The sequence below is a fragment of the Pseudotamlana agarivorans genome (genome assembly GCF_018860245.1).
GTDB lineage: Bacteria > Bacteroidota > Bacteroidia > Flavobacteriales > Flavobacteriaceae > Pseudotamlana > Pseudotamlana agarivorans_A.
The window spans coordinates 152,356-178,196 of the sequence record NZ_JAHKPD010000013.1; the positions used below are offsets into that span (position 1 = coordinate 152,356).

A 25,841-nucleotide genomic window follows, 5' to 3' on the forward strand; every position below is an offset into this window, starting at 1 on the left:
AGTTTGAAGCGTCAAATTAAGGTGCTTTTTTTTTGCTTTTTGGCGATAATTTTAACCCAATTCATTCATTTTTAACAAAAAAATGCGCATGCCATCTTATTGATAACGAGTAGTTTTTAATGTGTTATTTCATTTTTTATTGCATTGAGAATATAAGAATTAGATAAATTTTGGTGTGATATTTTGAATTAGAGACAAGGATTTATAGATAATTTTAAGAATTTTTAAACAAAAAAACAAAGTTGATTTGAGCAATCAGTGCGTAAAAACCCTTTGTTTTCTTGGGGTGTTTGTTGCTCATATCACTTTGATTGAATACAGCATAAAAAATGAAAGACAAGAGTAAGTGTATTTCTGTATGCAGTATGCATCTTTGTAAAACCCCATAAATGAGTCAGGCTAAATCTAAAACTTAAACCTTATGATGAAAAATTACACTTACTATAGAACGCTATACTATCAAGAAAAAGGAGTTTTTGGTTAATTTTCATTTAAGTACATGTACTGCTACAAATGAGAACAAAATGTTAACATTTATCGCTTTGTTAAATGTAGACGAAACTCTATGAAATACTTGATTATCCTAGCGCATTTGAACCTACATACATTCAATTAGAAATTTATAATAACAACAAGTAGGAGTGAATCCAAAGCATTGGAATTCGTCTTTAAAATAAAATGATAGCGCTTTTTTTCAAAACGATTAAATCGTTATTAAATATTACTAGCAACTTTAAACTAAAACTAAATGAAAACCAGTAAAATTACTTTAATCTTATTACTCTTATGTTTATTCTCGGTAAACGTAAAAGCACAACAAGTCCCAGATCCAGATTTGGGTTTAAGAGCCCAATGGATGCGTGGATCTTTAGGTCTACTGTGGTTACCTGAAAATAATTATAATGGAAACATTGAAGGGGTTTCTATTGAAGATTTTTTAACTCAAATTGACCACTTAAAAACAGTAGATTTTATTCAAGTTGGATTGGCAAGTCCATATATTTACTCTCCTGTACATACCGCACCACATCCTATTTTAGAAGATTTGTGGGGAGGTGACTTAGGGCCTGATGGTAAACCTGTAAACCTGGTAGTGCCTCGTGCATCTGCTCCAGATCCGTTTTTGGGATGGTTAAAAGCCATCAGAGCTGCAGGACTTAAAGCAGAAGTTTATGTGAATTCAGCTAATTTATTACAATGGGAAGAATTTGGATCTGCACCAGATGTATTCCCTGATTTATCCGACCGTTGGAAAGCGTATTGCGATACAGATCCTACGGTTCAAGCCTTTATTAATAGTCAGTCATACCATACCGATGGTGTTAACGATGATCGTAGACCATATATGTTCTGTTATGCAGAATTTATTCTTAAAGAATATGCAATGCGTTATGGCGATTTAATTGATGCCTGGTGTTTTGATGCGGCTCATGTTAATATTGGTGGCGGCGCTGGTGATGATTATAGCTCGGGAGATATAAATACTCAAAGAGTTTATCAAGCATTTGCAGATGCCTGTCATGCGGGAAACCCAAATGCAGCTATTACTTTTAATAATGGTATTGGAGATCGTGATAGTAATCCATTTTTACCATATAGATCACCATCTCTTTTTGAAGATTATAAATTTGGACACCCTTTTGGTGGTGCCGGTAATATGGTTGATCCAAGAGATCCTCTGTATACTGTGAATTTTGGTATTTGCGAATACATGAGAGATAATAATGGATTGCCGTATACAAATGATGGCATTGCATGGAACGACAACGTTGTTGCTCATTTCTTTCCAAAACAAAGTACATCATCATGGAACGATGGAGGCGTACCTTGTTTAACAGACGCTGAATTTGTGGAATGGAATAATGTTGGATTAATTAACGGCGGTGGTATTACTTGGGGAACACCTCTAGTGGTAACAAATCTTAATAATGCGTCGCCTAATTTAACATTACAACCTTACGCCTTAGCACAATTAGAATTGGTTGATGCCGATCTTAGTGTGAATCAGTTTCCTGGGGCACCAAACTGGGCAAGACAATATACTATTTTACCAGAAATTACGCCTGGTCAAGATTATGCATTTGATTTAGTTGAAGGGTCAGATTTTTGGGATCCAGAAAATGTGGGTGTAACTAGTGTTGAAATTATTGCTGCAGGGGCTCCAACGTGGTTAACCATTGCAGAAACGTCTCCAGGTGTTTGGACTTTAGGTGGTACACCAACAGAAACGGCACCAACAGAATACATTTTCGAATTAAAAGCTGTAGATGCCGATGGTGAGCGTACTAGAGAAGTAACTCTTAAGGTAGTAACTCCTCCAAATGATTTTACAAATCCAGGAGATGGTTCGCCAGTTTGGAAAGTAACTTCTATGGATTTAGGTACAACTGCAGCTGAAGAATTCTTTGAATATTATTTACAAGAGGGTGTTGATTTTTATGATTTTGAAGGTGATGATTTAAATGTGACTATCAGTAGTGGTCCAAACTGGATTAATTTAGAAAAATTATCATCCGGCATTTGGTATTTAAGCGGTACACCAGAAGAAGTACATATTGGTGATACTAATTTCAACCTTAATCTTTCTGATGGTGTAAATTCAATAGAGAATGACATGAAATTAACTGTTGGACCAATTGATATTTCAAAAGGTGTAAGTGTAATGGTTAAAGCTACAACATTAACAAATTATGGAATCGGTTCGGTGGCAACTATGATTTCAGAAACGCAAACAGTGCCAGATGGCGTGGCGACTTATAAGATCTCTGTCGATGTAACACCTCCAAGCGATAAAGCGGTAATTTCAGGAGCTTCTGGCGGAGATTCTACAGATTATAGCTGGGGAATAGGTGACGGGACTGCTGGAATAAGTGATCTTATTTTCTTAGGAACTACGAGCGATTGGGTAGAAAACATAAGCAATATTCAAATCATAGACTTTAATGCAAACGGAGGAACTCTTACGGTTGATAAATTGATGACATCTTTTAAGTCTGTTTTTGTTAGAAATGGACAATCTGGAACTGATAATGTTTCAGTTAAAGTGGGAGGTGTTGAAACTATTATAGGAAAAACATCTCAAGTATTGGACGGTGTTTATTTAAGTACAGAAACTGGAATTGATAATATTCAGGAATTTTCTATAGGAACCGGTAATACTGGAGCAAAAAATAAATGGTCTATAGAAAGTATTGGTGTACTTGTTAAATTTGATGAGACATTATCCATTAACGATAATTCTAACGATGATATAACATCATTTAAATTATATCCTAACCCAGCTACAAATGAAGTTGTATTAAACATGCCTATTCATTCTGTACGCGTAATGGACATTACTGGAAAAGTTGTAAAAGTCTATAATTCAGAAATTCAAAAATTAGATGTTTCACAATTAGCTCCAGGTGTATATTTCTTAAAAGGGCGTAGTACAGCAGGAAAGACACTAGTTAAGAAATTCGTAAAAAAGAACTAATCATAAATAATTGCTTAACCTATTTAGAATTAAAATTAAATAAAGAAAGAGATGAACTTAAAATTAACAAAATCATTTTTTAAATCGGCTTTATTATGCTGTGCTGCCTATGGTGTGGCAGGATTACAGACGGTAGAAGCCCAAAATCCAGACCCTAATCAAGGTTTACGTGCCGAGTGGCTTCGTGGAACTTGGGGAATTAACTGGAAGCCTGTCGATCTATATAACGGAGGACATGAAGGATTATCAATTAAGCCTTTCCTTAATCAAATTAGTCATATAAAAACTATCGATTATATTCAAGTGCACCTTGGAGAATCGTCTATTAAATCGTCGGTTCATATGGGGCCACATGATTTATTAGAGAGTTTCTGGGAAGGTGATACCGATGCGAATGGTAATCCAATTAACCTTGTCGTACCAAGAGCGTCTTATGGTATCGATCCTTTTTTAGAGATCGTTAAAGATATTAGAGCTGCAGGTATGAAGGTGATGGTGTATGTAAACAGTTCGAATATGCTTTCACGTGATGGTAATGGTGGCAGCAACCCTGACTATATTCCAAACATTACAGAACGTTGGAAGGCGTGGTGTGATTCGAATGCTCAGGCACAAGCTTTTATAGCAAGTCAACCTTATCATACTGGAATTTGGGATGCTAATACAAGTACTTATGTAAATGCGGAGGCGCAATTCCCAGAACGTAAATATATGTTCTGTTATGCAGAATTTGTACTTAAGGAATATGCGATTCGTTATGGCGATTTACTTGACTCATGGTGTTTCGATTCAGGTAGCTGGATGGGAATGAATGGTGATAGCGCAACCAATGGTGTTTATGAAGACCAAATGATTTACAATGCATTTAAGGCAGCTTGTCATGCGGGTAACCCTAATGCTGCATTATCATTTCAAAATAGTCCAGAACGTGATACGGAAGATTTAAACCCGTTCTCAGAGGCTGTACATGCCGATGATTTCATGTTTGGACACCCATATAATGGCGGTAGAGACGGAGGAAGTCATACCATTGGAAATCCTTCATTGTATTCTCGTAATTATGCACACATTGAGAAAATGAAAGAAACCAATGGGTATGCGCATAGAGGAAGTGATCCACAAACATGGACTTGGGATGACAATGTTGTTGCTCATTATGATCCACCTATGAGTACCACATCTTGGAACGGAGGTAACACGCCTGCGCTTACCGATGATGAATTCAACTTATGGAATTTGGAAGCTGTTCAAAATGGTGGAGCTATTTCTTGGGGGCTTGCCTTAGCAGGTAAATCATCTCCTGATAATAATAACCTTGTCGCTAGAGATTGGGCTTTACTTCAATTAGAGGGCATGGATGCACATTTAATGGAATTGGAAACCCCAGGTGTACCAAACTGGTTTAGACAAGAAACAGTTTTAACAGAGGCTAAAGTTGGACAAGCTTATACGCATATCATTGAGGAAGGTCAAGATGTTTGGGATCCTGAGAATGTAGGAGTAACAAATTTAACTTTGTCAGGAGCTCCAGCATGGTTAACTATTGCCAAAACAAGTACAGGGTGGACTTTAAGCGGAACACCAACTGAAACTGTTGCAACTTCTTATACATTTGATATTGTAGCTCAAGATGCCGATGGGTCTAGTACTCGAACGGTTAACTTTGAAGTGACATCAGATCCTAATGGATTTACTAATCCGGGTGATGGATCACCAGTTTGGAAAACTACAACGATGGATTTACCTGATGGAAACGCTACCGAAAGTTATGCAACTTTATTAGTACCAGATGTAGATTTTTACGATTTTGAAGGTGATGCACTAACCATTAGTATTTCAGCTGGGCCAGCATGGCTTAAAATCGAACAATTAGTTGGCGGCGAGTGGCAATTAAGTGGAGAACCAGCAGTTGGTGATATTGGCGACAACAACTACACATTAAGTTTAAGCGATGGTGTACACACTACAGACGCACAAGCAATAATAACTATAGGACACCCAACTAGATTTACCGATTCAGGTAATGGGACGCCAGTATGGATTACAGACTCACGTACTTTAGGTGAAGGAAAAGTGTTTGAAGGTTATACTTATAAATTAGAGGAACTCATAGATTTTTATGATTTTGAAGGTGACGCCCTAACCCTTACAAAAGGCGCAGGAGCCGATTGGTTACAATTAGTAGATTTAGGTTCAGGAAACTGGCAATTAGAAGGTACTCCAGATGAAGTTGATCAAGGAGATCAAACTTTTAATATCACGCTTAGTGATGGTGTTAATTCATCTGATTCTGTATTTCAAATCACAGTTACTCAGGCAGATGTAGTTTTAGAAAATGGTTATGCGTCGGTTGCCATTAAAGCAACAGCCAACACAGATTATGGTGTAGACCAAGTAGCCGTATTGACTTCAGAGGTATTGACAGCCTTTGATGGTATGGCAACTTTTCAATTATCAATTGATGTAACGCCTGAAACAGGGAAAGCTATTTTAAGTGGAACCTCAGGAGGAACAGCAACCAACCAATCTTGGGGATTAGGAGGTGATGGACGAGATGCTAATAAAAGTAATATGTTTTATGGTGATGCCTTAGATTCGGCAACTTTAAGTAACATTCAATTGGTATCATTTAATGCGAATGGTGGTACTTTGACCGCAGCCGATTTTCAAGATATGACTATTGAGTCACTTTTAATTATGAATGGACAGTCTCCTGATAAAGATGCTGTAAACATAACAACCAGTGCAGGTTTATCAGAACTGGGGTATTTAGGATCTAATCCTTTTAGTTTAGATGTTAATAAGGTTGATGATTTAACTATTGCAAGTGGAACTAGCCTTTCAATGACAACCAATAAGTGGTCTGTTGGAGAAATAATAGTCGCTATTAATTTTAATCATTTACTATCTGTAGCAGACAATGATTCAGACATGACTGGTTTCCGTTTATTCCCGAACCCAGCGCAAGCGCAATTGAACTTTAATATGCCAATGCAGAATATTAATATTATTGATGTTACTGGTAAGCTTATTAAGTCTATCTCAGAGCAAACAGAAACCATTAATATTTCAGAATTAGCTTCAGGAATGTACTTCTTAAAAGGACAAAATGGAGCAGGGGTTTCAATAGTTAAACGTTTTGTAAAGCGTAATTAATAATAGAAATCGACAATATGAAAATAAAGTTAATTTTAACTTATACACTAATTGTGCTGTTATGGATTCCCATGACAGCGCAAAATAGTGGTCCTGACTATGTTAAAAACACATTAACTAGTGCAGGGGTATTTAATACACCAACCTACAGTTTCACAACAGCTTATGATGCCTATCAAGTGGCAGACAATATAAACGGTTTGTTTATAGATGCACTTGATTATGGAGGTAATCCAACAAAAGTATTTTGTTGGTATGGTGTACCTGAAAATTTACAAGCAGGAGAAAAAGCACCTGCTGTTGTTTTAGTGCATGGAGGCGGAGGAACCGCTTTTCCTGATTGGGTTAAACAGTGGACAGACCGTGGTTACATTGCTATTGCAATAGCTCACGAAGGTCAATTACCTGGTGAAAAAGACCCATGGTACCCCACTTGGGAATATTCTGGACCTAGACGTGCTGGTTTTTTTAGAGATGCAGATAATGCTATTGGTGAACAATGGTTTTATCACGCCGTTGCAGATGCTATTTTAGCGAATAGTTTGTTGCGAAGTTTCCCAGAAGTTGATGCCGATCAAATTGGTATTAACGGGATTTCTTGGGGAGGTATTCTAACCAATGTGATTACTGGTATTGATGATCGTTTTAAATTTTCAATTCCCGTTTATGGCTGTGGTTACTTAGATGAAAGTCCTAAATACAGTGTCGATATGGCGCTTAACAGTCAAGCCGAATTAGATTTTTATTTTGCCAATTGGGAGCCTTCACTTTATATCCCGAACCAAAAATTACCAGTGTTTTATGTGAATGGTAATAACGACAAGCAATTTGCAATGAATATTGCAACACCTACTTACAATCTTATTTCTTCCGAAAAATACTTGCGTATTGAACACCTTATGGCTCACAGTACAGCGGCTGGATATGCGCCTGAAGAGATTTATGACTTTGCCGATTATATGACCAATAATGGTGATGCGCCATTGTCTATTTCTGTGGATGACGTCACGGGTAATACCGTAACAGCTTCTTATCAAGGTCAAGCTAAAAGTGCCGTATTGTATTATACCACTTATGTAGGGAATTGGGAGCAAGGCTCTTATACTTGGTTGGAAGCTCCTGTGAATCTAAATACAACTTCAAACGAAATAACGGCAGATATACCTAATGGTACGAAGTATTTTTACATTAATGTAACGTCTACTGAAGATTTTATGTACAGCAGTCCGATGGAGGAATTCATTCAGGAAGTTGCTCAAACGGGAGATGCGATCGATGTCCATATTCAAGCTGAAGAGAATACAACCTATAGCTCAGGAGCCATAACTATGACGGGTATTGGTTCGGTGCCAGGCTATGATACGACTTTCGAGGTTAATATTACCGTAACACCAAATGGCGATTTTACAACTTACCCGAGTGCCGTTATTGTTTCAGGTACTAGTGATAATAACGGAACCTCGTCTTCAAAAAGTTGGGCCATCAGTGATGATGGATTAAATCAAGCTTCCGGTGACCGTGTTTTTGTTGGAGATCAAAAATTTTCAGCAACAATAGATAATGCGGCCTTAGGAACTATTACTGGAACTAGCGGATTAACTTCTGCAAATTTCAATATCGATACCTTTAAAGCCATAACTATTGTAAATGGACATAACGTCGGAGATCGTTTTACTTTTTCAGCTGATGGATCGGCAGATTATGAATTGGGTCGATTTAGCGGAGAAGCAAGTAAAGAAGTAGATCTATTAGCAACCACAGCAACTTCTAAAGTTGAAAGTTTTACCATTAAAAATGGCTCGGAAGCGAGTAATGATAAGTGGGCGGTTCAAAATATTATCGTTCAGGTAACTGTAGATCTTCAGACTTTAGGGCTTTCAAAGGGAGATCCATTAAAGTCTGAATCTTTTAGATTATTTCCAAATCCAGCTTCAAGTCAAATTACATTCAATATGCCAATACAATCTGCAAAGATTTTAGATATCACTGGCAAGGTTGTAAAAACGTATACTTCAGAAACTAAAAGTTTAAATGTATCTGATTTAGAATCAGGAATCTATTTCCTAAAAGGCGTAAGCACTGAAGGAAAAATAATAACAAAAAAATTTATAAAAGGCCTATGATGCATAAAAGAAACTAACAAATACCAACTCAACCAACACCACTAAACTAAATTTTTTAATTATGAAAACAAAAACCAAATTCATTGTAAGTAACAAATTTACATTCGTATTCATTGTTGCCTATTTATTATCAACATTTAACACAGTAGAGGCGCAGGTTCCCGACCCCGATTTGGGAAAACGTGCCGACTGGCTAAGAGGTGCGTGGGGGTTGAATTGGAAACCTGGCAGATCTTATAATGGTGCATCCGAAAGTGATAACTTTACCATAGAACACTTTCTTGCTCAAGTTTCACATTTAGAAACCTTAGATTATATTCAAATTCACTTAAATGAATCTAGTATTTATTCGCCTGTTCATGTGGCGCCACATCCATTAATAGAGTCTTTATGGGAAGGCGATACCGATAGTGATGGTAATTTATTGAACCTAGTAGTTCCAAGGGAATCTATAGGCAGAGACCCGTTTTTAGATATTATCAACGCTATTAGAGCTCAAGGATTAAAGGTTCAGGTTTATGTGAATAGTTACAATCTATTAAACCGTTCGGATTCTGATCCTGAAGGCTTTCCTGATATTACTAATCGATGGAAAGCATGGTGTGATACCGATGAACAAGCACAGAAATTTATAAACGCTAAAGCGTATCGGGATTATGAAGATTATCCAGAACGTAAATACATGTTCTGCTATGCGCAATTTGTGCTTAGAGATTATGCTAAAACCTATGGCGATTTAATTGATGCTTGGTGTTTTGATTCAGGTAGAGCGATCTGGGAGAATGCGGGCGATATCGTAGATAGTGATGATGTAAACGATCAAAGACTTTATCAGGCTTTTGCCGATGCTGTACATAAAGGTAACCCAGATGCTTCGGTAGCATTTCAAAATTCTCCTGGTGATGGCGCACCTTTAAATCCGTTTACACCGGCGACTCTTTTTGATGATTATATGTTTGGTCACCCTTTTAATGGCGGTAAAAATGTTGGCGCTGTAAAAAATAACCAATGGTTAATTGACTGGTCTGTAGAAAGGAATGGTTATGCGCATATTGACGATGGTAAATCTCGTACTTGGGATGATTATGTGGTAGCACATTTTGATCCTCCTATGAGTGATAATCAATGGAATACTGGTGTAACTCCAGGTGTGCCAGATGAAGACTTTGCAGAGTATTATGGTAAATTATTATTAGGAGGCGGTGCTGTTTCGTTAGGAGTGTCTTTAGTAGGAAGGTATAATTTTGAAAAGAATTTACTGGCTCAAGATTGGACCATACACCAAATGGAATTATTAGATGCCTATTTGTTAGAAAATGAAAATGGTTCTGGGGTAACAGGGCTTACTATTTTACCAGAAGATACTATTATTCTAGAGGTGGGACAGGTGAAAAATTTTACCGTAGGTTTTACGCCAGAAAATGCGAGTACAGATATTATATGGGATACCACACATCCAGAAATCATTACTGTAAACGCTAATGGTAAATTAACAGCTGTTGGTGATGGGAAAGCTAATCTTAGAGCTAAAACAGCAGATGGACTCGTTGAGACGAAAACCATACGCGTTACATTACCAGCTAATAATACGGTACATATAACAAAACGTAGTGCACCAGGTTTTGCTATTGATGGCGGAAATGGAAGTGCTGATAATCAAAATGTTTACCAATGGGCTTCAGACGAAAGTAATAGCAATCAACAATGGATAGAAATTGATCGCGGTGATGGGTATTACTCTTATCAAAAAGCCGGAACCAACCACTGTATTGATGGTGGAAACGGAGGTGTTAAAAATCAAAATGTATACCTGTATACTTGTGATGATACCAATCAAAACCAACACTGGAATAAGGTTGATGTTGGATCGGGTTACTACCGTTTAGAAAAGCGTAATGCAGCAGGTTTTTCACTTAATGGTGGAAGCGGCGGTGTTAATGGCCAGAACATATCTTTATGGAGTTCAGCAAGTGCAAGTCAGAATTTACAATGGAGTATAACTACTATAAGTAATACAGCTAAAAATACTGATTCGGGTAAAATTCAAGCGGCATCTGAAGCAGATACATTTGTTTTATATCCTAACCCTGCAAATGATATCATTTCCTTTAATCAAACCATCCAGAACGCTAGAGTTATGGATATTACGGGTAAGACGATTATAGCAGTGAAAAAGGAAGCAAAGCGTTTAGACATCTCTCGATTACAATCGGGTGTTTATTTCCTTAAATTTCACAATACCGAAGGAAAATCTGTAGTCAAAAAGTTTATCAAGCGTCATTAGTAAAATGATGTTACATAGTAAATGTCCCGCTAATTAAGTTTAGTGGGGCATTTTTTTTGTTTTAGTTTAAGTAAATTATACTAATGCCTCTATCTGTTGGCCAAACAAAACGTTACTTTTTCTTATAAAAAAAAGAGAGCGTCCCACAGTTTAGTTCTTAAGTCTTTAAAACTGCATTAGAAAAAAGTGAAATATCAAACATTATGATGTTCTATAACTAATAATACAATGCTTCCTTTAGATTTTATCAAATTAATTCTAAGTTGATTTGAGCAATTACACCGAAAAAGCCTTTAAATACCTAGGGTTTGCAGTACTCTTATCAATCTGGTCGAATTCAGCAAATAAAAGCAAGACAAGAGTAAGCTTAATAAGGGGTTGTGGGTGCATATTTGTAAACATCTCAATGTGATTTTAATCGAAGGTGATTAATTTTTAAAAATTGGGTTTCCATTTTTTGGATTTGATAATAGTATTTTATGAAGCACATTTTTACATATGTTTTATGCCTTGGTTTAGTAGTTGCACTGCAAGCCCAAAATAATTTATCTATTAGCCAATTTTCAAAATTAGATAGTAATAGTAATGGGTTGCTTGAAAAATACGAAATAAATCAAATTTGGAAACAGGTCAAAAAACACGATACCGATCAAAGTGGATCACTTTCACTTGAAGAGTTTTCAACCTATAAAATACCACACCTGAACACAGAAGGTGAAATAAATTTAAATGTCAAGTACAAATCAACAAAAGAGGAAGATTTATATCTAGATATATATTATCCATCAGGAAAAACGGATCATAGTAACTATCCAATCATGCTTTATACACATGGTGGTGGGTGGTTTAATGGAAGTAAAGAGAATATTGCTAAGTCACCAGTTCAAGATCCTTTTATAGAATTGGTTAAGCAAGGTTTTGCGGTAGTTTCTATTAATTACCGATTAACAAGACAAAAATCTGTTTTAATGCGCGACTGTGTTATTGATGCTATGGATGCGTTACGTTACTTGTCTGCAAATAGTGATACTTTAAACGTTGATGCGCAATGTGTTTATGTTTTAGGTGATTCTGCTGGCGGACATATCGCACAAATGATTACGCTTGCTAATCCAGATTTGTTTAAAGGCGATCAATCGCTTTATGGAAAACCATATAAAGTTATTGCCGGAGCGTCATGGTATGGGCCTTCAGATTTTACAGTTAAGTCATTGTTTGAAACAAAAGACACTACTAAAGATGCAGACCGCTTTAGTAATAGGATTACAAAAACAGAAACAGATCCTGCAAAAATAGCAGCCATGTACAAGGAGATGAGTCCTATATTTTATTTAACAAAAAATAGTCCGCCATTATTAATGATGGCAGCAGACAACGATACGACTATTCCTGTGGCACATACCTACCACATGATGGAACAAGCCAAGCGTATTGATGCGCCTGTTGAGCAGGTCATAGTGAAAAATGCGGGTCATAATTGGCGAAAAGCAGGTGGTGAAATTTCACCAACCTTGGAAGTTATCACTACAACAACAGTAGATTTTTTTCTAAAACATAAAAAATAAAACCAAAAGTAGAAGTTTATAAAAAATTCAAATGAGATTAAAAACATTGATGATTACAAACGATTTAAATGAGTTAGGATACGTTCTGGTTTATGTATCCTGTATTTAAAATTGGAATCGATTGGAGCATCAAGAAAATTTTTAGTTAGGTAATTAATTCGTATTAGGAATTAAATTATTTAGCTAGATGTTAATTAGTTAGGTTAGTTTTTATAACTCGTTGTGTGTAATTGAATTGGCTTCAATTGCATTCAGCGAGTTTTTTTAATCTTAGGGATGTTAAAAGTTGAAAAAATAAACTGGAATTGCTTAAAAAACGTAAAGAATAGAACGAAACAACATATATAATGAAAAAAAACTTGATTTTATTTTTAGTGCTAATCGTTGCAAGCATGAGTGTTATTGCTCAATCTGCCGATTTTTATGTGTCCACAAAAGGTTCGGATAATTGGTCTGGAACTTTGCCAGAACCTAATGCTCAAGGTACAGACGGGCCTTTTGCGACGCTTGAACGTGCACGAGATGGTGTTCGTGATTTGAAAAAGAGTAAGTCTGAAGACATTGTGGTATACATCCGTGACGGGGTATATCAGTTAAATAAAACGGTTACTTTTGGTTTAGAAGATTCAGGAAAAGATACAGCTACTATTACTTACGCCGCTTTTCCTGGCGAGACCCCTGTGTTTAGCTCAGGAAAAGAAATTAGCGGTTGGAAAAAAGTAACCCAAGAAATACCTGGATTACCAGCTGAAGCAAAAGGAAAACTTTTAGAGGCAAATACCTCTGATAAATTTTTAACCCTTTATGATGGTCAAGGCATGTTGCCACGTGCACAGTCAGAAGGAATTATTACTGGTGAAGGTAAAAATGGAAGAAACCGATTAAATTTTCCAGATGGTTTCTTAAAAAACTGGTCAAATGTAACAGATGCAGAAATAAAAGTACGACCACATCATGCTTGGATTGTAAATATGCTACCGTTAAAATCGGTAGATGAAAGTACCAATACGGCCATGACAACTATTGATGCTACCTATGCTATGAATGTTCTGCATTTTTTAAAGGAAACTGAAAATTGTTGGGTTGAAAATGTACCAGAAGCCTTGAATAAAGAAGGGGAGTGGATGCTAAATACTAAAACAGGCAAAGTATATTTATGGCCACGAAACGATTCTGCTGTAGTTTTTCCACAACTCATAGAATTTATTCGTGTAGAAGGTAAAATAGATAAAAAAGGACCTAAAGATGTTCCTGTACGAAACCTTCATTTTAAAGGATTAACTTTTAAACATGGTGAACGTTATACATTAGCACCAGACGATAAAGGTTTACAACACGATTGGGATATGCAAGATAAGGCAAATGCTTTAGTGCGCTTTCGCGGAACAGAAAATTGTGCAGTGGATTCTTGTCATTTTTTAGATAGCGGTAGTGGCGCTGTTCGTGTAGATTTACATGGTATTAATAATTCGATTTCCAATAACCATATAGAGCATATGGGCGGTGGTGGAATTTTACTTTGTGGCTATGGTCCCGGAACCAAAGATGTGAATAGAAAAAATACGGTGTATAATAATAATATACACCATGTAGGACAAATTTATTGGCATTCACCAGGGATTTTTGCTTGGCAAAGTGGCGAAAATCATATCGCTAATAATTTAATTCACCATACCGATTATACGGCAATTATTTTGGCTGGTTGTATGACACATTTTATGGCGAAAAAGCCGGCTAGAGAATTAACACGTACCATTAGACAACATGAAGTGCCTAAGTTTACAAAAGATGTTACCTTAGAAGAAATTTTACCATATTTGCATACACATGATAATTTAGTTGAAAACAATGAAATTCACCATGGTATGCAGCGTTTAGGTGATGGTAATGCCATTTACATTAGAGGTTCTGGTAAAAACAATAGAATCCATAGAAACTATATTCATGATATGGTTACCGATATGATTATGCAAGCAGCTATTCGTACCGATGGCGGACAAACAGGAACTTACATTACCGAGAATGTCATTTACAATTGTGTTTCGCAAGGTATTTTAACGAAATTAGATAATAAGGTGGAAAACAATTTTGTGATAGATATAATCGCACCACCTAGAGGGTATTATTTATCGGTACGTGAAGGCCCTTTAACGGGTGCTAAGATCAAGCATAATATATTCTATTCGTCAACCAAGCCAGGGAATTTTATTGATGAATTACCAGCTGGTAAAAAAAGTAACTCCGAAGATCGAAGAGGTAGAGCTTTAGCACGAGCTATTGATGCTGATACCGATTATAATATTTATTTTAGTAAAGAAGATGTAAGTATTGGGCAGGCGCTTATTGATAAAAATATAAAAGGAGGTGCAGATAAACACAGTCAAGCCATTGACCCGATGTTTGTGGATCCTCAAAATGGAGATTTTAGGTTTAAACCAGGGTCTCCAGCTTTAAAATTAGGAATAAAACCTATTGATTTATCGCAGGTAGGCTTGCGTAAATAAAGATTGCCATTTAACAATGCGACCGTCAGAAAAGATTCCTTTTTAAGACAGTCGTATTTAATATTTTAATAAATGAAAAAGCGATTTAGAAGTGTTCTTATGTGTTGTGTTATGTGCTTATGTCTAGTACAGGGGTACAGTCAGACGCAGCAAAAAGCAATTGAGGTATTGATTGTAGACGGTTTTAGCAATCACAATTGGCAACAAACCACTTTTCTTGTAAAGAAAATTCTTGAAGAAAGTGGTTTGTTTCATGTTAGTGTTTCTACTTCACCAGCAACGCCTGAAGCCGAGGGATGGGACGATTGGAATCCTGAATTTAGTAAATATGATGTTATTATTCAGAATACTAATAATTATCATAACCGGGCATTAAGGTGGCCTAGAGGCGTTGAGGAAAACTTAGAAGCGTATGTGAAATCTGGTGGCGGACTTTACATATTGCATTCTGCAAATAATGCGTTTACACATTGGACGGCTTACGATGAAATGATGGGGCCAGGATGGCGTGAGGTAGATGAAGGGATTGCGATCCAAATTGATGAACATGGTGAAATGCTACAAATACCAAGTGGAGAAGGTAAAACAACTTATCATGGCAAAAGAAACGATGAAGTGGTTTATATTTTAAAGGATCATCCCATTAATAAAGACTTTCCGAAAGCTTGGAAAACAGCAGATTTAGAACTCTATAAGTATGTTAGAGGCTCTGTAAAAAACGTAACGGTTTTATCTTATGCGACCGATGAAGAAAATAATGTGAATTGGCCAGTAGAGTGGACTGTAAATTACGGTAAAGGCCGTGTTTATAATTCAACGATGGGACATATTTGGAAACGAGAAGTTTATCCAGAAGGTTTCCGATGCATCGGATTTCAAACCACTTTAATTAGAGCGACCGAATGGTTGGCAACTGGAAAAGTGACTTCTAAAATACCGGCTAATTTCCCAACAGAAACAACTACACAATTGGCCTCCGAAAGTTTAAATTAGTATAAACCTATTGAAATAAAGATCACAATTATGAGACTAAATAAGTTAATGTTATTATCAATTTGCTTTTTTTTCAATTGGATTGGTGTACAAGTGATACACGCTCAGGATACTTATCCTTCAAAGGGATTTGTAAAATTATTTAATGGCAAAAATTTCGATGGCTGGTACTTAAAACTAAAAGATGATGACCCAGAATTAGCTAAAAAAGTTTTTGCCATAGAAGCCGGTGGGATTCATGTTTTCGATAATAGCTGGCCAGATGAAATCGATTTTAATGAAGGTACAGATGGTACAATTGGTATGGCATATACCAAAAAAGTCTACAAAAAATACCATTTAAAATTTCAGTATAAATGGGGGCATAAAAAAGCAAACTATTTTGATAAATGGGAATATGATGCGGGTGTTTATTATCACATCACCGATGATAAGGTTTTTCCAACGGGTGTAGAATACCAAATTCAATATGTACAAACCGAAGATAAAAACGGTACTGGTGATGCCATTAGACCTCCAGGACAAACTTACGATTGGTATTTCAATCCTGAAAAAGACACTTACCAACTCCCTAATAATGGTGGTATCCTTTATACAGGGCAAGATTCATATAAAGGTAAAAAATGGTTGCATCGTGCTAAGGCGACAAGAAATTTTAACGCGCTAAACGACCAATGGAATAGCTGTGAAATCATTGTTATGGGTGGTGAGTACGCCATTCATAAGCTAAATGGGGAAGTGGTTAATGTTATTTTTAACCTAAAACCTAGTGCTGGAATAATTGGATTTCAGTCGGAAACTGCAGAAATTTATTACAGAAACATTGAGATTAAAGAATTTGACGAGATTATTTCAATTGAAAAATTTCTTAGTAACTAAACTCGTATTTGTTGATACTATAGCGTTCCTAGGCTAGTGTTATGACGCTTACATATTACCATAGCTTCACAGGGAAATGCCCCTTAAAAGGTGTGCATTATACCTATTTCGGTGTATGCGTTGTCAGATTGCTTCGCACGTCATCAAAAACTAATAATATTCAGTTAGAAAACTCAAAACTTAAGCCCTTTAATACCATGGTAAGTCTATTCAAAGGCGTAAAATCCATACAGAGCTATGTGTTGTTAATAACAGGAAGACTAAGGCTTTAATAGGAAGTCTTTAATGCTAATATGAAAGTGCTTCGAGTTCTATTTTGAGGTGTAAGCACTGTTAATTTTTATTGATTAGTCTAAATAAACTGAATGTTTAATTTATTCCAACTTCCTTAATATTTTTCTAGACCCACATAATTAAAATTGGCACCTTGATTACGCTAGTCGCGTTGTCAGATTAATCTATCAAAAATTGTATTTACATCGTTTTTTGTAAAAATATATACAGATTGATTTGAGGAACCAACGGCTGTTAGGTGTTGATTATGAGTTGGTTAAAATTGCTTAAATCAACTTACTTAAATCGATCAATAAAAAAAGTGATATGAGAAAAGGTTTTTAATTAAACACTTACATATTTGTTAGTATAACTAAACTAAAAAACCACCACCACTTTTAACTGCCTTTTGCTTTACCAAAGCATTAATACCTGGCGAGTTGATTTTATCTTTTTTGTAAGAATATATTCTTATTTCTTGATTTTGTTTTTAGTAGTTATAATAGAGTTTAATTAAAGAAAGATTGATTTTCAATCTTTTAAAATTAATTTATATGCTAAAAAACGAGAATATTTATAATGCAAATGTACAATCACTTTTTTTGGCGTTTCACACTTTTACAGAATTTTTAACAATATTCTTATCAGGGTATGATCAAGATCACGAGGGGTATTTCGTGACTTATTATACCAGATTTGATAGATAATTCAGTTCAATCCAATAACTAAACCAAATTAAACTAAAAATGTATGAATGAATTTTATTTTATGACTGACACATTGTGGAAAAGTCAGAAAAAACGCAAAAGGAAAAGAAAAGGAATTATTTTAGGCTTATTGCTTGTTTCTTTTTTCATTGGTATCTCCAATGCCAGTACTAAGGACGTTTTAGAATTTCAGCAAACTGATATTACTGGAACTGTTCTTGATAATACAGGTGTACCTTTACCTGGAGTTAATATTATTATAAGAGGAACATCTAGAGGTACACAGACCGATTTTGATGGACACTTTACAATTAACGCCAATAAAGGTGATATCTTAGAGCTCTCTTATATTGGATATAAAAAGCAAAGTGTGACTGTAGGAACAGGACGCGTTGTTAATGTGACCATGCAAGAAGATGCAGAAGCCTTAGGTGAAGTTGTAATCGTTGGTTATGATACGCAGACTAAAGAAAGTTTGGTAGGATCGGTAACTCAAGTAACTCCTGCCGATTTAAAAATACCTGCAAGTAATTTGACTACAGCCTTAGCTGGTAGAGTACCAGGTGTTATAGCATTTCAAAGTTCTGGTGAACCTGGGGCTAGTGCTAATAATGCAGATTTTTTTGTACGTGGAGCTACAACATTTGGTATTCGCCAAAGTCCATTGATATTGATTGATGGTATTGAATTAACTGCAGATGATTTAGCACGAATTAATGTCGATGATATTGAAAGTTTTTCCGTGTTTAAAGATGCTACAGCAACCGCTATCTATGGGGCTAGAGGTGCGAATGGTGTGATTTCTGTTACTACAAAGACAGGAGATATAGGGAAAACTAGAGTAAGTGTTAGGTATGAAACATCATATTCTCAAGCAACTAAAAATATTGATTTCGCAGATCCAATATCATATTTAAAGTTGCATACAGAAGCCGCTAGAACAAGAGGGGTAGCAGAACCTTATTCTCAAAATAAAATCGATAATACCTTATCAGGAACGGCTAACCCTTATGTATATCCTGTTACAGATTGGCAAGATGAATTGTTAGAAGATTTTACTACTAACCAAAGATTAAATTTTAATGTTTCTGGTGGTGGTAAAACAGCTAGATATTATGTTTCTGCAGGTCTTTCTCGTGATACAGGGATATTAAAAATAGATGAAAATGCTAATTTTAATAACAATATCGATTCAAAACAATTTTTTGTTAGAGCTAATATTAATATAAATCTTACAGAAACTACAGAGGCTGTTGTTAGAGTTAATTCTACAATAGATGATTATACTGGACCTATACCTACAGGTTCACAGCTGTATAACGCAATAAATAGAACGAGTCCCGTAAGGTTTCCTGCTACTTATGCGCCCGATGCTAATAATCAGTATACAGAACATCTTTTATTTGGTAATGATGGTGATGGTGGCGATGGTACAGGAGCATATCTTAACCCTTATGCAGAATTAGTTAGAGGTTATAGAGAGTATAGTAGATCTGTTAATTTAGTACAAGTTGAACTTCATCAAGACTTAAAAGGTTTGGTGCCAGGATTAAAATGGAGGGCTTTGGCTAATATGAATAGAACTTCTGCCTTCACTATTAATAGATCCTATCAACCATTTTATTATGATATAGGCTCTTATAATGCTCTTGATGACATCTACACTTTAACCTCTTTAAATCCAGATACGGGTACCGAATATTTAGATATTGATCAAGATGCAGATGATGGTCTTGTAGTTCGGTCTGTGATTTATGCAGAGACTGCTTTAAATTATGCACATTCATTTAATGATAAGCATGATATTTCGGGCTTATTAGTAGGTATTTTGCGTGAGCAGTCAAATGGAGCTACTAGAGATGTTCAATTATCGCTTCCTAGTAGAAATATTGGGGTTTCAGGACGTTTTACCTATAACTATGATAAAAGGTATTTTACAGAATTTAATTTTGGTTATAATGGCTCTGAGCGTTTTGCAAAAAAGAATAGGTTTGGTTTCTTTCCTTCCATTGGAGCGGGATGGGTTATTTCAAATGAAAAATTTTGGAAATCAGATTTAATTAATAGAGTTAAATTAAGAGGGTCTTATGGTGTTGTTGGTAACGATGCTATAGGTACAGCTGCAGATCGTTTCTTTTATTTGTCTAATGTTAATTTAAATAATGCAGGGGCAGGTGCTCAATTTGGTACTTATGGTGATTTTAGTAGTAATGGAGTTTCTATTAGCCGTTATGCTAATGATGACATTACTTGGGAAAAATCATATCAACAAAATTATGGTTTAGAAATAAATTTATTAAACGATGCTATTCAATTTCAGGCAGAACATTTTAGAACCAGAAGAACCGATATTTTACAAACACGTTCAGATGTTCCTTCTGTGTTAGGATTACAATCTGAGCTTAAAGCAAATATAGGGGAAGCAAAATCTAGAGGTTTTGAACTTTCATTAAGTGTAAACCATCAATTTAATAAAGATTGGTGGATACAATTTAACGGGAATTACGTAGACAGTAAAAGTGAGTTTACAGTATTTGAAGAGCCCGATTATAATTTTGCAGGGCTTCCTTGGTTATCTAAGATAGGACAATCTTTAACTCAACCATATGGATTGGTAGCAGAAAGACTTTTTGTTGATGAGGCAGATGTAGCCAACTCGCCAGTTCAAAATTATGGCGAAGTGATGGCTGGAGATATAAAGTATACTGATATTAATGGAGATGGCATTGTGTCCGATTTAGACATTGTTCCAATAGGGGAGTCAACCCAACCAGAAATTAGTTATGGTTTTGGTTTTTCATTAGGATATAAGAATTTTGATATTTCAGCCTTTTTCCAAGGGCTAGATCGCTTTTCTTTCTTTATTGATTCTCAAAAGCTATCACCATTTGCAGATACAGATGGTAATGGTGATTATTTAAACGGATCTATAGCAGAAAATCAAATTTTACAAGCTTTTGCTGATAGCCATTGGTCAGAAGATAATCAAGATATTTATGCCTTATGGCCTCGTTTATCAACAACTGCTATACAAAATAATAACCAACAAAGCACGTGGTGGATGCGTGATGGCGCTTTTATGCGTTTAAAATCTGTAGAGATAGGTTATAATTTTGAACCTAAAAAGGGAGGTCCATTTGGGCAGGCATCAGTAAGGCTGTATGTGAATGGAAACAATTTGGTTTCTTGGAGTCAATTTAAATTATGGGATCCCGAATTAAGAGGTAATGGGTTGAATTATCCGTTGCAACGAGTTGCTAATATTGGGATTCGAGTTAATTTATAATAACAAAAAAATAGTAAGATGAGAAAAAATATAAAAAAGATAAAATATGGTATAGCATCTCTATTAATAGGGATTATGTTTGCATGCGATTCTTATGTAGATGTAGTGCCAGATAATTTAGCAACTATAGATATCGCTTTTAATAGTCGTGTAAATGCTGAAAAATTTTTTTACACGTTATATGGTTACATGCCATCACATGCACAGATAGAGACAAATCCAGCAATATTTGGTGGAGATGAATTATGGAGTATACCTAGCGTTGTAACTGAGACTTCAGGACTTGATTTAGCACTTGGACTTCAAAGTGTAGCCAGTCCTAAATTTGATTATTGGACTAATCAAAATTTCGGGATTCAAAATTTGTTTATTGCATTAAGAGATTGTAATATTTTTTTAGAAAATATTTATCAACCTAGAGATATGACTGAGTTTGAACGAAGTAGATGGATTGCCGAAGCTAAGTTTTTGAAAGCATACTACCATTTTTGGTTATTACGTCAATATGGAGCAATTCCTACTATTAAAGAGAATATAGATGTTAGTTCAGGTGTAGATGTTGTACGTGTAGAGCGTGATAAAGCAGATGAGACCATAGCATATATTGTATCTCTATTGGATGAAGCTATCCTAGATTTACCTCCTGCTATAACAAGTACTACAAGTGAATTAGGGCGTGTTACACAACCTATAGCAGCTTCAATAAAAGCTAAAATTTTAGCATGGTCTGCTAGTCCGTTAATGAATGGTAATACCGCATATGCCAATTGGGTTAATAGCGATGGTGAACCTTATATAAACCAAACCTTTGACCATGGTAAGTGGGAATTAGCCGCTGAGGCTTGTAGAGAAGCAGTCAATTTATCGCTAGCCGGAGGGCATTCTTTATACAAATCTAGTGGAGTTACTAATACAGGTATACAGGTGTCTGATTCTACAAGAACTAAATTGAGTATAAGAGGAGCAGTATCAGAACCATGGAACTCAGAGCTAATTTGGGGGCTTTTTTATGATAATGCAGATGGTAATGCAGGATTTCAAGCTCATAGTTATGGAATAGCAAAACCTGGTTTGTCTGGTAATGACCTAGCTAGAGCACGTCCAAATTGGGCACCTACACTACGTATAGCAGAATTGTTTTATTCTGATAATGGCGTGCCAATAGAAGAGGATACGAGTTTTGATTATTTTGATAGATACTCTACTACCACAGCGAGTGATGATTATAAATATTACATAGAGCCCGGGTATACTACGGCCAAATTACATTTTAATAGAGAACCTAGATTTCATGCTGATTTATTTTTTGATGGCGGAAAAGTATATGGCCAAGGTCAGTTTGACGACAAAAGTCTTTACACATTTAAAAATAAAGCAGGGGAGTTAGGAGGCAAAAATGGTCCATTTAATTATTCTATAACAGGATATTTACCTAAAAAAATGTCGGGGATTTATGATGAGCTAATTGTAGGGTCTTTTCCTAAGGTAGTTTATCCATTTCCAATAATAAGATTGGCAGATATGTATTTACTACTTGCAGAATGTTCTAATGAAGCTTTTGGGCCAAGTCAAGAAGTTTATGATAATTTAGATGTTGTAAGAGAAAGAGCTGGACTTGAGGGTGTTGTGTCTTCTTGGGCAGCACATTCTAAAATTCCAGCAAAACCAACCTCAAAAGATGGATTAAGAGAAATTATTCATCAAGAACGTTTAATAGAGTTAACCTTTGAGGGACATCGTTTTTGGGATTTAAGGCGTTGGCTTAAAGCACAAAGAATGTTGAATAATTCGGATATTAAAGGTTGGAATGTAGAAGGTGAAACAAATGAAACGTATTATCAAATACAAACACTTAGACAAACTAAGTTTTCATTTAAAGATCATTTTTGGCCAATTTCAGAGGCAGATATAATCTCTAATCCTAATTTAACTCAATCTCCTGGTTGGTAATTATAATTTTAACTTAAAAAAATAAATATCATGAATAATAAACTTAGTATTTTATTGTTATGTGTAGCAACTTTTTTTAGTTGTGAAGAAGATACAATTAGGCCGTTAGTTATTGATGATGGAGTGTCTCCGTCATCAATACAAAATATTATAGTAGATAATTTTGCGGGAGGAGCAAAATTAACTTATAGCTTGCCACAAGAAGAAGATTTGCTTTATGTTGAAGCTGAATTTATACGTCAAGATAATGCAGAGATTTCTAGGGTTAGAGCGTCTCTATTTAATAACACTTTAGAAGTACATGGTTTTGGAGAAGAAAAAGATTACGAAATCAATTTGTATGCCGTAGATCAAAGTGAAAATAAATCAGCCCCAGTTACCACTATTATTAGGCCCCTAAGAGCCCCAATACAATTTGTTGGAGAAAGTTTAGAGGTGTTTCCTGATTTTGGAGGCATGTATGTTAGCTGGGAAAATCCTTATGAAACCAATGTTTCTTTAGAAATTTCAGTTCTTGATGAATTTGGTCAGCCAAATGTTGTAGATATTGTCTATTCTGAAGCATTAGAAGGGGGAGTTGCTATTAGAGGTTTCGATCCTGTTGAGAAGACCTTTACTATTGTTGTTAAGGACAGATACGGAAATATATATCCTACTCAAAGATTTGTAGTTACTCCGCTTTTTGAAGAGGCTGCAGATAAAACTTACTATAGAACACTAGCTGCATTAGGTTTAACGATACCTCACGAAACACCTGCTTTTAATGCTAGATGGGGATTAGAAAACATTTACAATGGAGATACTAGACCTAATGTTCGACAAGCTTTTCTTTCAGCTGCATCAAGTTGGATTGATCCAGACGGAGAGCTTCCAGGGTATGAAGGCCTAAATGCACAATATTTTACGTTGGATATAGGAACTGAAATAAAATTGAGTAGAATTCTTATGCATACAGCTGCATTTGATAAAGATACCCCTAAAGTTTTTGATATTTGGGGTGCCAATCAATTAAATGCAGACGGTAGTTTAGATGGATGGGTAAAAATTGCAGACAAAAGAGAAACAATAAAACCATCGGGAACACCCTATGGTGTAGACCCTACTCAAGAAGATATTGAAGCAGCAGAACGAGGGTTCGACGTACTTATAGATGCCAACGCACCACCTGTTAGATATATTCGTTTTGTTAATAGACAAAGTTGGGATGGTAATACTCTTATAAAAATAGCTGAAATGGAGTTCTTTGGGGAAATCATTAATTAAAAAAATATTTAAAAATTATGATAACAAAAAATATAAAATCATTTACTAATACTGCATTATTTGCAGTATTAGTAACTTCTTTCTTTTCATGTAGTACAGATTTATATGAAACGTTTGATCAATATGTGCCGGATAAAGTAGTTAGTGTTTCTGTTGGAGAACCAACAGTATTAGCTGGAGATGAAAAGGTAGTTATGGTTGTTGAAATTAGTGCAGATCCAAAGTTAAAAAGAGGAGTTGTTACTTCAATTGATGGCGAGGTTCAGTATGTTTTTGAAATAGATCGCACTGTTTTTAAGCCAGAATTGATACCAGTAGAATATGAAGCAGAAGAAGGAATAGAGAATTTAATTGTTTATATGGAAGATGTAAATGGTGTTAAATCATTGGATGTAGAAGTTTATGTAGATGTTTTAGGTGAAAATTATCGAGCTTCTTTATTGAATAGAGAAATAGATGCCATTACCGTAAATTCTCAAACAGAGTTAACAATTAATTGGATTTCAAATAAAGAACAAACTATTGTTAATGGTGAGGTTGTATATATAATAAAAGAACCTTTGCTTTTAGAGACAACGTTTACGTATACAGATTCTAGTGGCGTGGATCAAACCATTGTTTTTGATAGCACAGTAGATGAGATTATTATTGATGATTTTCTATTAGGAAGTGATTATAGCTATACATCAAGCTATAAGGCATTTGATGAGAATCAACCGCCACTTGATATATATCAACTTTCACTAACGCCAGATGTTTTTATAACAGATGCAACAGTAGGAACATTTCCTATTTAATAATCTTTATTAGATTTTATAATGAAATTAAAATAACTGGCTATTTCTGAAAATTATGGAGGTAGTCAGTTTTTTTGTCAAAAAAGAAAACAATAAATTCAAAACAGTTTGATTATTAGTAAGTTGTGTTGTGGGTTTCTAGTCTTAATATTTTTTAGTAAAACAAAATATAATTAAGTAATGACTGGAAAATAGCTAGCTACTTATAATAACATATCTAGTATAAATGTGTCTTCTTTATCTTCTGGTGTTTACATTTTAAGAGTAAAAGAAAACAACGGTAACATGCTTACTCAGAATTTTTCAAAAAAAATAATTCAATTCTATTATACATTAAGTCCGAGTGGTTATTTGATGATAATATTTTCTAATCGTTAATAAAATCTTAAATACTTCGCTAATCAATAATAATGTAGCCTTTTAGATTCATGGGTTTTTTAAGTTGCTTTTCTAAATTCTAAAAGGTTGATTTGAGCATGATATACTCATTTTGTATAAATATTATGGTTTATATTGTTCAATAACAGAATGTTATGGTGTTGTAGAAAAAGCAGGATAAGAGTAAATATATTGTTTGTTAGTAAAT

General features: G+C 35.2%; 13 protein-coding genes. All 13 read left to right on the plus strand.

Going from position 1 to position 25,841, the window contains the following annotated elements; translation table 11 throughout:
- The first annotated feature begins 748 nt into the window (after window positions 1-748).
- The 13 genes from KO493_RS09395 (at window position 749) to KO493_RS16040 (ending at window position 25,633) form a co-directional block, all read left to right on the plus strand.
- Window positions 749-3,475 (plus strand): T9SS type A sorting domain-containing protein, encoded by a 2,727-nt coding sequence (locus KO493_RS09395; protein WP_216067701.1) that lies wholly within the window; start codon window positions 749-751, stop codon window positions 3,473-3,475.
- Window positions 3,476-3,526: 51 nt separating this feature from the next.
- The gene (locus KO493_RS09400; RefSeq protein WP_216067702.1) at window positions 3,527-6,631 is read left to right on the plus strand and encodes a T9SS type A sorting domain-containing protein; all 3,105 of its coding nucleotides are present in this window, start codon (window positions 3,527-3,529) and stop codon (window positions 6,629-6,631) included.
- Window positions 6,632-6,648: 17 nt separating this feature from the next.
- Entirely contained in the window at window positions 6,649-8,754 is a 2,106-nt protein-coding gene (locus tag KO493_RS09405) for a T9SS type A sorting domain-containing protein (RefSeq protein ID WP_216067703.1), read from the plus strand.
- Window positions 8,755-8,815: 61 nt separating this feature from the next.
- On the plus strand, window positions 8,816-11,038 hold the full coding sequence (locus tag KO493_RS09410; RefSeq protein WP_216067704.1) for a ricin-type beta-trefoil lectin domain protein: 2,223 nt from the start codon (window positions 8,816-8,818) through the stop codon (window positions 11,036-11,038).
- A gap of 479 nt (window positions 11,039-11,517) precedes the next feature.
- Complete coding sequence (locus KO493_RS09415) at window positions 11,518-12,603, plus strand: alpha/beta hydrolase fold domain-containing protein (protein WP_216067705.1); 1,086 nt, start codon at window positions 11,518-11,520, stop codon at window positions 12,601-12,603.
- Window positions 12,604-12,950: 347 nt separating this feature from the next.
- Window positions 12,951-15,107, plus strand: coding sequence for a right-handed parallel beta-helix repeat-containing protein (locus tag KO493_RS09420; protein ID WP_216067706.1), 2,157 nt, complete (start codon window positions 12,951-12,953; stop codon window positions 15,105-15,107).
- Between the two features lie 72 nt (window positions 15,108-15,179).
- Window positions 15,180-16,100, plus strand: coding sequence for a ThuA domain-containing protein (locus KO493_RS09425; RefSeq protein WP_216067707.1), 921 nt, complete (start codon window positions 15,180-15,182; stop codon window positions 16,098-16,100).
- 30 nt (window positions 16,101-16,130) lie between these two features.
- Window positions 16,131-16,979: a 3-keto-disaccharide hydrolase gene (locus tag KO493_RS09430; RefSeq protein ID WP_216067708.1), complete on the plus strand. Its 849-nt coding sequence runs from the start codon at window positions 16,131-16,133 to the stop codon at window positions 16,977-16,979.
- A 1,041-nt stretch (window positions 16,980-18,020) separates the two neighbouring features.
- Window positions 18,021-21,245: a SusC/RagA family TonB-linked outer membrane protein gene (locus KO493_RS09435; protein WP_216067709.1), complete on the plus strand. Its 3,225-nt coding sequence runs from the start codon at window positions 18,021-18,023 to the stop codon at window positions 21,243-21,245.
- Window positions 21,246-21,263: 18 nt separating this feature from the next.
- Entirely contained in the window at window positions 21,264-23,195 is a 1,932-nt protein-coding gene (locus tag KO493_RS09440; protein ID WP_216067710.1) for a RagB/SusD family nutrient uptake outer membrane protein, read from the plus strand.
- A 30-nt stretch (window positions 23,196-23,225) separates the two neighbouring features.
- Window positions 23,226-24,458: a DUF5000 domain-containing lipoprotein gene (locus tag KO493_RS09445; protein WP_216067711.1), complete on the plus strand. Its 1,233-nt coding sequence runs from the start codon at window positions 23,226-23,228 to the stop codon at window positions 24,456-24,458.
- A gap of 17 nt (window positions 24,459-24,475) precedes the next feature.
- Window positions 24,476-25,255: a DUF4998 domain-containing protein gene (locus KO493_RS09450; protein WP_216067712.1), complete on the plus strand. Its 780-nt coding sequence runs from the start codon at window positions 24,476-24,478 to the stop codon at window positions 25,253-25,255.
- Between the two features lie 213 nt (window positions 25,256-25,468).
- Window positions 25,469-25,633 carry a T9SS type A sorting domain-containing protein gene (locus KO493_RS16040; protein WP_354667430.1) on the plus strand — a complete coding sequence of 55 codons (165 nt, stop codon included), beginning with the start codon at window positions 25,469-25,471 and terminating at the stop codon, window positions 25,631-25,633.
- Window positions 25,634-25,841: the final 208 nt, after the last annotated feature.